Here is a 14071-nt window from a genome sequence, read left to right as displayed (position 1 = left end):
CAATGACTGCAACGAAGCACACAGCACGCTGGTGGAAACGCTCCGACCTCGTATTCGAACTGAACAGCAGCGCCGTTGCCGGCGAACCGGGCAGCGTGCTCGTCGGGCTCGGCAATCCGAATCCCGGCGCGACGAGTGGCGGCATTTCGCTGAATCACAAAGGCTACGCGAGCGCGGCCCATCCATCGGTCAGCGCTTTCATCCGACACGCCGACGACGCCCTGATCGAATACTGGCGAACCCGGGTGGCCGACACATCGGCGATCCGTAAGATCGTCGTCGAAGATTTCTCGCTGGACACGTGTTTTGCGTTGCTGCTGTTCGGAGCGCGCCTCGACGGAGTGGCGCTCGACGACATGGACCGGAACGCATGGCTCTCCTATGTCAGTGCATGGGAGAGCGGCACTTATCTGGATGGCGAGCGACTGGAGCAGTCCGCGGCGTGTCTGCTGTCGGCGCTGGGACATTCCTATGTCCCGGAGGAGGTGACGGAGACGGTATCGAACGGCTTTGTCGCGCAAGGCATGCTGGCGTGTCTGAACTTGCTGGAAACGATGTGCGCGTCTCACGCCGATCCGCTTGGCGGCATCGGGGTGCTGAACAGTCGCGATTACGCTCGCGCGGTCGGTCAGCTCGCCCATGAGCGGCAAATGTACGAACTGGCGCTGAAGCGGGCCCGTCGTTGCCAGTTGCTGGCCGATCTGGGCGGCACGCAGCGTCGCGTCGTACTCGATGCGCTGTTCCTGACCGAGGGTTTTGCGAGCGGTGTGTTGAAGGTGATGGCACGCACGGACACCGTCAACACGTGGACGCACCGCGGGTTCGGACTACTTGCCGTCCATCGGCCGGGTGAGCGCGGTACTGGCAACGACATGGTGATATCGGTCGATCCCGTGACCGGTGCGCATCTCGGTACGTTGTGGAAGCGACTCGAAGAACTGGAGAATGCGCGCTGGGGGGCGACACGTCCGCACGATGCGCCGCGTTGGCTGGAGAGCTATGTCGATCCGGATGATGCAGCGCGCCTGCTGCCGGGCGCGCCGAATCAGCCATGGTATGACGACGGAGGGCGATATACGCTCATTGCTGCGCCAAAGTGGGTGGCACACGATCAGTCGGGCACGAAACTCGACTGGCGGGCCGACGTGATTCCCGCGCTTTGGGAGATCGCTTTCGTCGAACCCGTGCGGAAACTGGTCGAACGGATCGACGACACGCAGGCGAAAACCGGCAACGTGCGGCGCATTGCGCGATTTCGCCGCCAGGAAGCCGCGACGGGCGATGATCCGTTGCAGCCGGACCGGGTGATCCTCGAGACGCCGACTTTCCATGCATGGCTCGCGAGACAGTCGATGCAGGAGACATTGGTCGAGAGTCCTTTCTCGCTGCCTGAGTCGGGTCGTTACGAGGTCGAGCATTTTGGCGGAGTGACGGCGGTTTTCCATCGGCAGGGCGTGACGTTTTACAGCAGCGATGGCGAGACGGTAGCGCTCGACCATTTTTTGAAACTGGCGGCGCGCGTGGCCGAGGCGAGCTCGGCTTATGATCGTTTCCTGCATGAGTATGCAGACAAACTCGCAGCGTGGACGGCGGAATTGCTGGATGCATCCGACGAGCGGAACGACAAGACGAGCGAAGCTGGTCGACAGACTGGTGATGATGCTGCACGACGCCCGGTGCAGAAGCGTGATCTTGCGCGCTGGTCGGAGGACATGGTGCGAACCAAGGCGTCGGCGCTTGCCGCTTTGAGTGATGCCACGCTTCTTGAGGCTGATTACGATCACAACCAGCTTGCGGAGAGGCTTCAGCGAATGTGGGGACTTTCTGAGCAGCGAGCGGATTTGTTGCAGCTTATTGATCGTGTTGATGAGTTGATGCGTCAGGTTATCGCTGCGCGTACTGAGCGACGTCAGCGGATTTATGGGGGCTTTTTATCGGCGGCCGGGCTTGGCATTGCGGCGAGTCATGTTTGGGAGCCGGTGAAGGCGATGCTGACCACCAGCACCTATGAATGGCAATTGAAGTTATTTGGGGAGGTGCCGCGGCCCGATCATGAGACGTTGCAGCGGATTGCTGAGCAGAGTGCGCATTATGAACTGGTCACGGTGATGATCGTGGCTGGGTTTTCGGTGATGGGGTTTTTGCTTTATTACCTGTTTGGGATTCGGGGGGAGAGTGAATAAAAGGGGTTAGTCGTTACACTTGGTTTTTTTTCGTTGCACTGGCTTTTTTGGCCTTTGGCCTTTCCTTGTTTTGGTAGTGGTCTATTAGCGTTCCCCCTGTGCGGGGGGGCACCTACTTTTCTTTGCCGCCGCAAAGAAAAGTAGGCAAAAGAAAGCGGCTCACACCGCTAATTCTTAAGCGGGAACCGCGGCGTTTCCTTGGTAGTGGTGCATCTGGAATCCGTGCCCTCGCGCATTCTGCGTTAGTGACAAAGCACTCATCAGCTCCCACTCCGCACTGCGTGCGTCGCGGATGGGTAAACAACGGAAGGCAAAAAAAACCGAGGGTTCCAAGAACGACCCGGGGGCGCGCGAAGCGCCGCCGGAAGAATGACTGCCTTGTCACCGGGGCGGAATGTGCGGGAACACGGATTCCAGATGCACCACTGCCAAAGACCTCGCGCGGTTGCCGCTTAAAAGTTAGCGGTTTGAGCCCGCTTTCTTTTGCCTACTTTTCTTTGCGGCGGCAAAGAAAAGTAGGTGCCCCCCCGCACAGGGGGAACGCTAATAGACCACTACCAATGCAAGGAAAGGCCAAAACAGCCAGTGCAACGAAAAAAAAAGCCGAGTGCAACGAAAAACCTATATTACAGCCCCCCGCCGAAACCTCTTCTCCCACCTAACCCGAACCCGATCCATATAAAGATAAACCACGGGCGTGGTATACAAAGTGAGCATCTGACTAACAATCAACCCGCCGACAATAGCAATCCCTAAAGGCGCCCGCAATTCCGCCCCTTCCCCCCGCCCGAACGCCAACGGCAGCGCTCCCAAAAGCGCTGCAAAAGTCGTCATCATGATCGGCCGGAACCGCAGCATACAAGCCTGAAAAATCGCATCCCTCGACGACAACCCATGCCGCGAGGCTTCAATCGCAAAATCCACCATCATGATCGCGTTCTTCTTGACGATACCAATCAGCAGAATCACCCCGATCAACGCAATAATGCTGAACTCCGTCCTGAACAACAGCAACGCAAGCAACGCCCCAACCCCCGCCGAAGGCAACGTCGACAAAATAGTCAAAGGATGGATATAGCTCTCGTACAGCATCCCCAACACGATATACACCGCCGCCAACGCCGCCAGAATCAGAATCGGCTGATCCGACATCGACTGCTGGAACGCCTGCGCCGTCCCCTGAAAACTGCCGTGGATGGTCCCCGGCATTCCGATCTCGGCCATCGTGTCGTAGATCGCCTGCGTGGCGGTCGACAACGACACCCCCGGCGGTAGATTGAACGAAATCGTCGACGCCACGAACTGGCTCTGATGATTCACCGACAACGGCGTACTGCCCGGCCCGAAGCTGGCAATCGCCGACAACGGCACCATCGTTTCCTTCGACGTCGACACCGCCGCGCCCGACGAAGCGCTCGACTTGCCGCTCGCCGCAATCGAATTGATCGCCTGATTGCGCGCGGAATCGGCCGCAATGCTGGCCGCGCTCGATGCCGTCGTCCCCGCCGTGCCGCCAGCCATAGACGAAGTCGTCGTGCTCGCAGTCGCCGCCGACGTCACCGTGCCCGCCGGCGCATTCGTCGTCTGCGCACCACTCGCACTGCCACCCGACGTACTCACGTAAATCTGCTTGAGCATGTCCGGGCTCTGCCAGTACTTCGGCGCAACTTCCATCACGACGTGATACTGATTCAGCGGGTTGTAGATGGTCGACACCTGCCGCTGGCCAAACGCGTCGTACAGCGTATTGTCGATCTGCGCCGGCTTGATGCCGAGCCTCGAAGCCGTCGAACGATCGATCGTCACCAGCGCCTCCAGACCGCCTTGCTGTTGATCCGAATTCACGTCGGCGAGTTCGGAACGCGCCTGCAATGCCTCGGTGAGCTTCGGCCCCCACAGGTACAGGTCGGGCGTCGAATCCGCCAGCAACGTGAACTGATACTGCGCGTTGGATTGCCGTCCACCAACCCGGATGTCCTGCACCGACTGCAGGAAAGTCCGCGCGCCCGCCACGTCGCCGAGCGGCGCGCGCAGTTGCTGGATCACTTCGTCGGCCGACGCGCCGCGCTCGCTCTTCGACTTCAGCGACACGAACATGAAGCCGGAGTTGGTTTGCCGTCCGCCCGTGAAACCGACCACGCTATCCACCGCCGGATTCTTGCTGACGATCGACATCATCTCGGCGAACTTGCCTTTCATCGCCTGGAACGAGGTGCTCTGGTCGGCCTGAATGCCGCCGACCAGTCGCCCGGTGTCCTGCTGCGGAAAGAAGCCCTTCGGCACGATGATATAAAGCCAGACGTTCAGCCCGATGGTCAGAACCAGAATCGTCACGATCAGCCGAGGATGCAGCAGCGACCAGTTCAGCGTGCGCTCGTAGCCGCGCTGCATCGCCATGAAGTTGCGTTCGAGCCACCGGCCAAACCGTCCTTCCTCCTTGCGGTCCTGCGGCTCGCGTAAAAAGCGCGAACACATCATCGGCGTCAGCGTGAGCGAGACGATCAGCGACACGGCAATCGCCAGCGACAAGGTCAGTGCGAACTCGCGGAACAGCCGGCCGACAATCCCGCCCATCAGCAGAATCGGCAGGAACACGGCGACCAGCGAGATGCTGATGGACAGCACCGTAAAGCCGACTTCGCGCGCGCCGAGAAAAGCGGCCTTCATGCGCGGCACGCCGTTCTCGATGTGCCGGGAGATGTTCTCCAGCACCACGATCGCATCGTCGACGACGAAGCCGGTGGCGATGGTTAGCGCCATCAGCGACAGGTTGTCGATCGAGAAGCCCAGCATGTACATCGCGCCGAACGTGCCGATGATCGAGATCGGCACGGCGACCGTGGGAATCAGCGTCGCGCGCCAGTTGCGCAGGAACAGGAACACCACCATGATCACCAGCGCCACCGAAATCAGCAGCGTGTGCTCGGTGTCCTTCAGCGACGCACGAATCGTGGTGGAGCGGTCGGAGGTCGGCGTGATATCGACATCGGCCGGCAGCGACGCGTGGAGCTGCGGAAGCATCGCCTTCACGCGGTCGATGGTGTCGATGATGTTCGCGCCCGGCTGGCGATACAGCATGACCAGCACCGAGCGTTTGCCGTTCACGAGACCGAGGTTGCGCAGGTCTTCCACCGAGTCCACAACCTCGGACACGTCGGAGAGCTTGACCGCCGAGCCGTTGCGATACGCGATGATCAGGTCGCGATATTGCGCGGCCTTGCTGGCCTGATCGTTCGTGTAGATCTGCACGCGGTTCGCGCCGAATTCAATCGAGCCTTTCGGGCTGTTCGCGTTCGCGGAAGCGAGCGCCGCGCGCACGTCTTCGAGACCGATGCCGTAGTGGAACAGCAACTGCGGTTCCAGTTCGACACGCACGGCCGGATTGGCCGAGCCGTTCACGTCCACTTCGCCGACGCCGTCCACCTGCGAAAGCGACTGCTGCAAAACAGTGGCCGCGGAATCGTACAACTGGCCGGCGGTCAGGGTGTTCGATGTGAGCGCGAGAATCAGGATCGGCGCGTCGGCCGGATTGACCTTGTGATAGGTCGGGTTGCTGCGCAAGCTCGCCGGCAGGTCGGCGCGCGCCGCGTTGATGGCTGCCTGCACGTCGCGCGCGGCGCCGTCGATGTCGCGGTTCAGGCCGAACTGCATCGTAATGCGCGCCGCGCCGACCGAGCTTTGCGACGTCATCTCGGTCACGTCGGCAATCGAGCCGAGATGCCGTTCGAGCGGACTGGCGACACTGGTCGCCACCGTGTCCGGACTCGCGCCCGGTAACGAGGCCTGAATCGAGATGGTCGGGAAGTCGACCTGCGGCAACGGTGCGACCGGCAACTTCGTGAACGCGAAAATGCCGGCCAGCGCGATGCCGATCGCCAGCAGCGTGGTAGCGACCGGGCGCGAGATAAACGGACGCGACAGGTTCATCGCTCAGTTCCCCGCATCGCTGGCGGGCGGCGTGGTGCCGCGGGGCGCATCGCCGCGATGGAAGCGCGCGCGGGCGCGGCGCGCCAGCGCATCGAAGCCGAGATAGATGACCGGTGTCGTGAACAGCGTCAGCAACTGGCTGACGATCAGACCGCCGGCAATCGCGATACCGAGCGGCCGGCGCAACTCCGAGCCCGCGCCGGTGCCGAGCATCAGCGGCAATGCGCCAAGCAGGGCGGCGAGGGTGGTCATCAGAATAGGACGGAAACGCAATAGACAGGCCTGATAGATCGCGTCGCGCGGCGCCTTGCCTTCCTCGCGCTCGGCGTACAGCGCGAAGTCGATCATCATGATCGCGTTCTTCTTCACGATACCGATCAGCAGCACGATGCCGATAATCCCGATGATGTCGAGATCGTGTCCGGTGAGCATCAGCGCGAGCAACGCGCCGACGCCGGCCGACGGCAGCGTGGAGAGAATCGTGATGGGGTGAATGAAGCTCTCGTACAGCACGCCGAGCACGATATACATCGTGACGATGGCCGCGAGAATCAGGAACAGTTCGTTCGACAGCGACGACTGGAACGCCAGCGCCGCACCCTGGAAGCGGGTCTGGAACGAGGCGGGCAGCGCGATGTCTTTCTCGGCCTGATCGATGGCCTTGACGGCGGCGCCCAGCGACGCGCCGGGCGCCAGGTTGAACGACACCGTGGTGGCCGGGAACTGGCTCAGATGCGTGACGAGCAACGGCGCGGGTTTCTCGATGAAGCGCGCGATGGACGACAGCGGCACCTGTCCGCCGGTGGACGTGGAAGAGGGCAGGTAGATCGACTTCAGCGATTCGGTGTAATGCTGCATCTCCGGTTGCGCTTCCAGAATCACGCGATATTGATTCGACTGCGTGAAGATGGTCGAGATGATGCGCTGGCCGAACGCGTCGTACAGCGCGCTATCCACGGTGGCCGGCGTGATGCCGTAGCGCGACGCGGTGGCGCGGTCGATTTCGATGTACACCGACTGGCCGTTGTCCTGCAGGTCGGTGGCCACGTCCGCCAGTTCGGGCGCCTGCTTAAGGCGGTCGACCAGCTTCGGCACCCACGTGGTCAACTCGCCGATGTTCGGATCGGTCAGCATGAACTGGTACTGCGTGGGGCTGACCGTGGAGTCGATCGTCAGATCCTGCACGGGTTGCATGTAGAGCGACACGCCGGGAATATGCGCGACGTCGCGCTGCAACTGGCGGATCACCTCGCTCGCGGTGCTGCTGCGATCGTCGCGCGGCTTCAGGTTGATCAGCATGCGCCCGCTGTTCAACGTGATATTGCTGCCGTCCACGCCGATGAACGAAGTCAGGCTTTCGACATCGGGGTTCTTCAGGATCTGCTCGGCGAGCGTCTGCTGACGTTGCGCCATCGACGCATACGACACCGACTGCGGCGCCTGCGTAATGGCCTGGATCACGCCGGTGTCCTGGACCGGGAAAAAGCCCTTGGGAATGAACACGTACAGCACGCCCGTCAGCACCAGCGTGAGCAGCGCGACGACGAGCGTCGAGCGCTGCCGGTCGAGCACCCACGTGAGCGCGACCGCATAGCGGGCAATCACCCAGTCGATCGACTTGTGCGCCTTCGCTTCGAAGCGGTGACTCTCGTGCGGCGGCGTGTGACGCAACAGCTTCGCGCACATCATCGGCACCAGCGTGAGCGAGACGACGGCCGAGATGACGATGGTCACCGCCAGCGTGATCGCAAACTCGTGGAACAGCCGGCCGACCACGTCGCCCATGAACAGCAGCGGAATCAGCACGGCGATGAGCGAGACGGTCAGCGAAATGATGGTGAAGCCGATCTGCTTCGAGCCTTTTAGCGCGGCCTCTAGCGGCGACTCGCCGTCTTCGACGTAGCGCGCGATGTTTTCGATCATCACGATCGCGTCGTCGACGACGAAGCCGGTCGCGATGGTCAGCGCCATCAGCGACAGGTTGTCGAGCGAGAAGCCGCACAGGTACATCACGGCGAGCGTGCCGATCAGCGAGAGCGGCACCGACAGGCTCGGAATGATGGTGGCGTAGACGTTGGCGAGGAACAGATACATCACCAGCACCACCAGCACCACCGACATCGCGAGTTCGAACTGCACGTCGCGCACGGACGCGCGGATCGTAGTGGTGCGGTCGGTGACGATGCGCACGTCGAGCGCGGCGGGCAGCGACTGCTGGAGTTGCGGAAGCAGCGCCTTGATGCTGTCCACCACCTGGATGACGTTCGCGCCCGGCTGGCGCTGCACGTTCAGGATGATGGCCGGCGTGTTGTCGACCCACGCGCCGAGCTTGGTGTTCTCGGCGCCCTGGGCGATGGTGGCGACGTCCGTCAACATGACCGGGCGGCCGTTCTTGTAGGCGACTACGGCGCTTTTATAGGCGTTCGCGTCCGTTAGCTGATCGTTCGCGTTGATCGTGTAATTGCGCGTCGGACCGTCGAAGTTGCCCTTCGGCGTATTGACGTTGAGGTTGGCGATGGTGGTGCGCAGGTCGTCGAGATTCAGACCGTACGCCGCCAGCGCGCGCGGGTTCGCCTGAATCCGGATGGCCGGCCGCTGTCCGCCCGACAGGCTCACCAGGCCGACGCCCGCGACCTGCGAGATTTTCTGCGCGAGACGCGTGTCGGCGAGATCCTGCACCTGGGTGAGCGGCAGGGTTTTCGAACTCAGCGCGAGCGTGATGATCGGCGCGTCGGCCGGGTTGACCTTCGCGTAGATCGGCGGCGCGGGCAGGTCGGAGGGCAGCAGGTTGCCGGCCGCGTTGATGGCGGCCTGAACTTCCTGCTCGGCGATGTCCAGCGGCAGGTCGAGGCTGAACTGCAGCGTGATGATCGACGAGCCGGCCGAGCTTTGCGACGACATCTGGTTGAGCGACGGCATCTGCCCGAACTGCCGTTCGAGCGGCGCGGTGACCGACGAGGTCATCACGTCCGGGCTTGCGCCCGGATAAAAGGTTTGCACCTGGATCGTCGGATAGTCGACTTCGGGCAGGGCCGACAGCGGCAAAAATCGCAGCGCGACGAGACCGACCAGCATGATCGCCGCCATCAGCAGCGCGGTGCCGACGGGACGCAGAATAAAAGCGCGGGAGGGATTCATGCGGTAAGTGCCGTGCCTTTATTGCGAAGCTTCTGAAGCGTGTTTGCGATGCCGATGCGCGCCGGAAGCGGCCCACGGCGCGGAGGCGCCACTCGCACCGTTCGCGCCATATGCGCCATGCGCGCCCGAGGCACCGCGCGGTTTGTCGGCCGGAATCGTGATCTTCGCGCCTTCCTTCAGGCGGTCCGAGCCGTCGATCACGACGCGCTCGCCCACTTGCAGGCCGGACGCGATGCTGGTGCGCTCGCCGTCGACGGGACCGACCTTCACCGTGCGCACGGTGACCGTGTTATCCGGTTTCGCGACGTAGACGAACGCGCCCATCGAGCCGTTCAGCACCGCGGTGGTCGGGACGATCACCGCGTCCTTGATGGTGTTCACGAGCAGGCGGGTGTTCACGAACTGATTCGGGAACAGCAGATTTTTATCGTTCCTGAAGATCGCGCGCAGCTTGACCGTGCCGGTGGTGGTGTCGATCTGGTTGTCCAGCGTTTCGAGCGAGCCGCCTTCGAGCGAGTTGGTATTGCTGCGGTCGTACGCGGTGACCGATAGCGTCGCGCCGGTTTGCGTCTGTTGCAGGACCTGCTGCAGGTTGTCTTCGGAGGTGGTGAAAATCACGCTGATCGGCTGCAACTGCGTAATTACGACGATGCCGGTGGACAGGCCCGGTGTGACGTAATTACCGGGATCGACCTGGCGCAGACCGACCCGGCCTGACACCGGCGCGGTGATGCGCGCGTAGACGAGGTCGAGCTTGTAGGTGTCGACATTGGCCTGATCGGACTTCACCGTGCCTTCGTATTGGCGGACGAGCGAGGCTTGCGTGTCGACCTGCTGACTCGCGATGGAGTCCTGCGACAGCAGCGTCTGATAACGCTTCAGGTCGAGCCGGGCGGTTTGCAGCAGCGCCTGGTCGCGAGCGAGCGTGCCCTGGGCGTTGTCGAGCGAGATCTGATAGGGGCGAGGGTCGATCTGGGCGAGCACGTCGCCCTTCCTGACCATTTGCCCTTCCTTGAAATACACGTCCTGCAGCACGCCGCTCAGTTGCGGTAATACGGTGACACTGGCGAGCGGAGTGACCGTGCCGAGTGCGGTCAGCACGACGGGCATCTCGCCTTGTGTGACGGTGGCCACGTGAACCGGTTGCGGCATGTTGCCCATACCGCCACGCCCACCGCGACCGCCGCCGCCGTGGCCGCCGCTGGCACCACCGGCGCCGCTGGCTCCGGCTGCCCCGCCCGCGCCCGGAGCGCCATTCGGACCTCCTGCGTTATGCCAGCGCCACAGCACGAAGCCGAGGATCGCCAGCACGATGACGATCAGCACGGTGTTGCGGACGCGGTGCCGTTTCACCGTCCCCGGCGCAGCGGTCCCGGATGCCGTCTGGGGTGTTTGGGGAGCAGGGCGAGAGGTTTCCGAATGCTTTTGTTGTTCGTCCATCGGTTCGGTCTGGTGGCTTTGATGTAATTCGCTCGCACGCTGCCGCTCCCAGGTCAGGAGAGAGGCATGCGCGCGCATGCGGCGTAACAGGCGGTGTCGACAATGCGGGTGCCGCGCGTTGAGCGCGATGCTACCCGAGGCGCGGGACAACGAGGTTAACGCGTGCTTAAGGATTTAACGCGGTGCAACCTGATTCAACGTGGTTTAACGCGGCGCGGCGGTGCGGGAGGCGGGCCGCGGCTTGCCCGATGGGCGCCGAAGGCCCGCCGGGCAAGCGCCTCGCTGCGGGAATGCATGATCCTACGTCGTGCGCCCTGTAACCGTCCACCGGCGTATTTTTCTTCAGATTACAAAGGTTACAGGGTATGAAGCAGGCGCCCCATGTGCTGTTCTTATTGTCACGAACATCGAACGGAGAGTTTGCAAGCGGTTCAGGTGTCGAGGCGGCGTCCTGGCGTGCCGCCGATCTCGAGCACGATCTGCGAGATGCACTCGATGAGCGCCGGGGCGGCGCGTGATATCAACCAGTCGCGAGGACACTGGTCGGCCGAGCCGCCGCAGTTGACCGCATAGCGCTCGCCCGAGGGACCGGTGAAGCCCTGCGCAATCGCGTTCAGGCCGTCGTACCACTCGCCCGTGGCAATTGCGAAGCCGCGCTCCATGGTGTCGCGCAGGGCGCTCTCGAGATGGCTGCCGACGTGACCCCAGTCGTCGCCTTCGGCGGCTTGCAGGCCGATGAGCAACTTTTCGCGTTCCGGCTCGGCCAGCGCCGCCAGATACGCGCGGCCGATGGCCGTGCGGGTCAGGTTCATACGCGAGCCGATTTCCAGACGGGACACGAGTACGGCCGAGCGCGGGCGGATCGCGTCGATCACCACCATGTCCAGCCGGTCGCGGACGGCGAGATGAACGGACAACGCCGTGCGCTCGGCCAGTTCGATGAGGAAGGGACGGGCGCGTGAGCGGATGTCGAAGTTACGCAGAAAGCCGTTGCTCAACTCCAACACCGACGAGGTCAGTACGAAGCGCTCGCTGTCGGGCAAACGGAACAGAAAACCTGCGCTAACGAGCGTGGCAGTAATGCGTGAAACGGTTGGTTTGGGGATGCCGGTGAGTTCGGTAAGTTCGCGGTTGCTGAGCGGCGCGTCGGCCGCAGCAATGGAGCGTAAAACAGTGAGGCCACGCGCAAGGGCGGTGACTTCGTCGGTCGAGCCGTCTTTTTCTTTGACTGACTCGGCGGCGCTTTGGGGGGACGTAGGTCGGGTCATGTGGTTTTATGAAACTTTATTCCAGTTTTTTCTTGTATATGCGTATTGAGTAACTCTCTCAGACTCTGCTTGGGGTCCTTCCCCGGGCCACATCGCGTTCTTTCACTAGAAGATTCATTGTATCGGAATATTTTGCTGTGACAGTTTGGCCCAATAGATTTTGCTTGACTTAGTCAGCATAAGCATAAAAAATGGAACCTCATTTCGAAAGACGATCTGGGGTAGTCAGCAACAAGTCTCGAATCCAGATGGTCCGCGCTCTGTCAGATGAGGCGTCTTCACGCAGCCCGTCGTCAAAATCAACGCAGCGTACCTTATCAATGCTGCTTCGCCGGCCAAACTCTCGAAATACCGTCTCTCAGGTTCTAGCACGGCCCTCGGAATGGCTAGAACTTTTTAAGGCGTCACGGCAACGTGACGCCTTTTTTTTCGCGGTTTTTCAGTGGCTCGTGCGGTGAGAATTTACCGAACTGACGGGCTCGTTGGCTGGTAGCAACGTTTGCGCCTTGGCTTGTCTTTCTTTTCCTTGCCTTGGCTTGTCATCGTTTGCTCGGTGGATCGTGGTTTTCCCGTTGTTCTTTTATTGGCCGACGCCTTGCTCTCCTGCTAGTTCTTGCGCGCGAGTGAGCGCTTTGCTGATTTCATCGAGCACTTTCTCGCGCGCCGCGTCGTCCGACTGGCGCAACGCGAACGATGGATGATAGGTCGCGACGACCCAACGACCTGCGGCCTGGAATGGGGTGCCGAGGTAGTCGCGCAGCGCCACTTTCCGTTGTAGCAGTGCGCTGAGCGCCGTTGCGCCGAGTGCGACGATGACGGACGGCTGTATGGTCTGCAATTCCTGATCGAGCCAGTGCGCGCAGGCTTCGACTTCACGCTGAGCCGGCGTTTTATGTAGCCTGCGCTTGCCGCGCGGCTCCCATTTGAAGTGCTTGACTGCGTTGGTGAGATAGAGGTCTTTCCGAACGAGGCCGGCGCGTTGCATAGCGACGTCCAGCAATTGCCCCGCCGGTCCGACGAATGGTTTCCCGTTCAGGTCTTCCTGATCGCCGGGCTGCTCGCCGAGCAGCATCACGCGAGCGTGAGGGGGGCCGGCGCCGGGCACGGCTTGCGTCGCTTGACGCCATAGGTCGCAACGCCGGCAGGCATCCAGCGAAGACGGGAGGGCGCGCAGCGGCTGGGCCGACTCGGCTTCCACCGGAATCGCCTTGCCGTCGAGTTCGCCGACGCTGCTCGCCTGCGCAATGCGACGCGCGCCGCTCTTCGCCTCGCTGATCATGCCGGGGATCAGTTGGCCTTCGGGCAGGCCTTTCCAGAAACGCACGGGCATGTGTTGTTCCAGTGCGGTTTCATTCAGGCGCGCCGGGTTGAACGTGCTGCGGTAGTACGTGAGCCAGAGCGCTTCGGCTTCGTCGTCGGTCTCGCAGCGATGCTCGCCCTCCACCGCGCGTTGCCGATCTACGTGCAACTGACTGCCGTCCCAGAAAGCCGCACCGTGGGGCGTCGCGATCAGCCAGGATGCCGCGCCCATGCGTTGCGCGAAATGCTCGGCTGCCCAAGGCAACACGTCATGCTCGGGCTCGTACCACGCGATGTATTCGGGCGTGCTGCTGGCGGTGGCTTGCTGTTTGCGGAAACGCACGTACGCGATCATGTCGTGCTTGGCTCGCCGCACGCGTTTGGCCATGTGATAGAGACGCGCGCCATCCACATCGGCCGGCGACGCAGCCGAACGATCGCCTTGTTGCCAACGCCATAGCACCTTGTATAAAAACGCCCAGCGCTGCGGGTCCCGGTAAAGCGCGGCGTCGTGCAGCAAGGCGGAAAATTCCTTCGAGACGTGGAGTGGCGGTGGCGGTGGCGTTGTCGTGGGCGGCGAGCCGGGTGCGCTCGCTGCTCCTCCGGTAGATTCCTTGCCGGGTGCTTCGCCGTGGTCCTGGTTGTGGTCCTGGCCGTGGTCCTCGCTGTAATCCAGTGCGGCCTGATCTTGCGGCAGGTCAGCTACGTCTCCCGCCCGCCATTCGATTGCCTCGGGAGCGAGGCGCTCTCCTAATGCGCGCAGGGCAGCTGCGCGCCATGAAGCGAAATGGTCTTCGATGACGATGCGCCGCATGG

6 protein-coding genes are annotated in these 14071 nt (G+C 62.3%); 1 reads left to right on the top strand and 5 read right to left on the bottom strand.

All coding sequences use genetic code 11. From position 1 onward, the window contains the following. Positions 1 to 2 precede the first annotated feature (2 nt). Positions 3 to 2183 carry a hypothetical protein gene (locus FQ746_RS25195; protein WP_144112506.1) on the top strand — a complete coding sequence of 727 codons (2181 nt, stop codon included), beginning with the start codon at positions 3 to 5 and terminating at the stop codon, positions 2181 to 2183. 621 nt (positions 2184 to 2804) lie between these two features. Here FQ746_RS25195 and FQ746_RS25190 read toward each other — a convergent pair. From FQ746_RS25190 to FQ746_RS25170, 5 genes are all read right to left on the bottom strand, one after another. Continuing rightward, positions 2805 to 6110: an efflux RND transporter permease subunit gene (locus tag FQ746_RS25190; RefSeq protein WP_144112504.1), complete on the bottom strand. Its 3306-nt coding sequence runs from the start codon at positions 6108 to 6110 to the stop codon at positions 2805 to 2807. A 3-nt stretch (positions 6111 to 6113) separates the two neighbouring features. Further along, entirely contained in the window at positions 6114 to 9248 is a 3135-nt protein-coding gene (locus FQ746_RS25185) for an MdtB/MuxB family multidrug efflux RND transporter permease subunit (protein WP_144112502.1), read from the bottom strand. 18 nt (positions 9249 to 9266) lie between these two features. Continuing rightward, on the bottom strand, positions 9267 to 10688 hold the full coding sequence (locus tag FQ746_RS25180) for an MdtA/MuxA family multidrug efflux RND transporter periplasmic adaptor subunit (protein WP_144112500.1): 1422 nt from the start codon (positions 10686 to 10688) through the stop codon (positions 9267 to 9269). 431 nt (positions 10689 to 11119) lie between these two features. Then, the gene (locus FQ746_RS25175) at positions 11120 to 11956 is read right to left on the bottom strand and encodes an IclR family transcriptional regulator (protein WP_144112498.1); all 837 of its coding nucleotides are present in this window, start codon (positions 11954 to 11956) and stop codon (positions 11120 to 11122) included. Between the two features lie 580 nt (positions 11957 to 12536). Continuing rightward, entirely contained in the window at positions 12537 to 14069 is a 1533-nt protein-coding gene (locus FQ746_RS25170; protein ID WP_144112496.1) for a UdgX family uracil-DNA binding protein, read from the bottom strand. Positions 14070 to 14071 lie beyond the last annotated feature (2 nt).

The sequence above is a fragment of the Paraburkholderia sp. BCC1886 genome (assembly GCF_900996245.1).
Taxonomy (GTDB): domain Bacteria; phylum Pseudomonadota; class Gammaproteobacteria; order Burkholderiales; family Burkholderiaceae; genus Paraburkholderia.
Note: the sequence above shows the minus strand (reverse complement) of the source record. Positions and strands in the feature narration are given on the sequence as shown.

Coding starts and splice junctions, on each gene's coding strand:
- FQ746_RS25195 (WP_144112506.1), top strand. CDS start 3: ATGACTGCAACGAAGCACACAGCACGCTGGTGGAAACGCTCCGACCTC.
- FQ746_RS25190 (WP_144112504.1), bottom strand. CDS start 6,110: ATGAACCTGTCGCGTCCGTTTATCTCGCGCCCGGTCGCTACCACGCTG.
- FQ746_RS25185 (WP_144112502.1), bottom strand. CDS start 9,248: ATGAATCCCTCCCGCGCTTTTATTCTGCGTCCCGTCGGCACCGCGCTG.
- FQ746_RS25180 (WP_144112500.1), bottom strand. CDS start 10,688: ATGGACGAACAACAAAAGCATTCGGAAACCTCTCGCCCTGCTCCCCAA.
- FQ746_RS25175 (WP_144112498.1), bottom strand. CDS start 11,956: ATGACCCGACCTACGTCCCCCCAAAGCGCCGCCGAGTCAGTCAAAGAA.
- FQ746_RS25170 (WP_144112496.1), bottom strand. CDS start 14,069: ATGCGGCGCATCGTCATCGAAGACCATTTCGCTTCATGGCGCGCAGCT.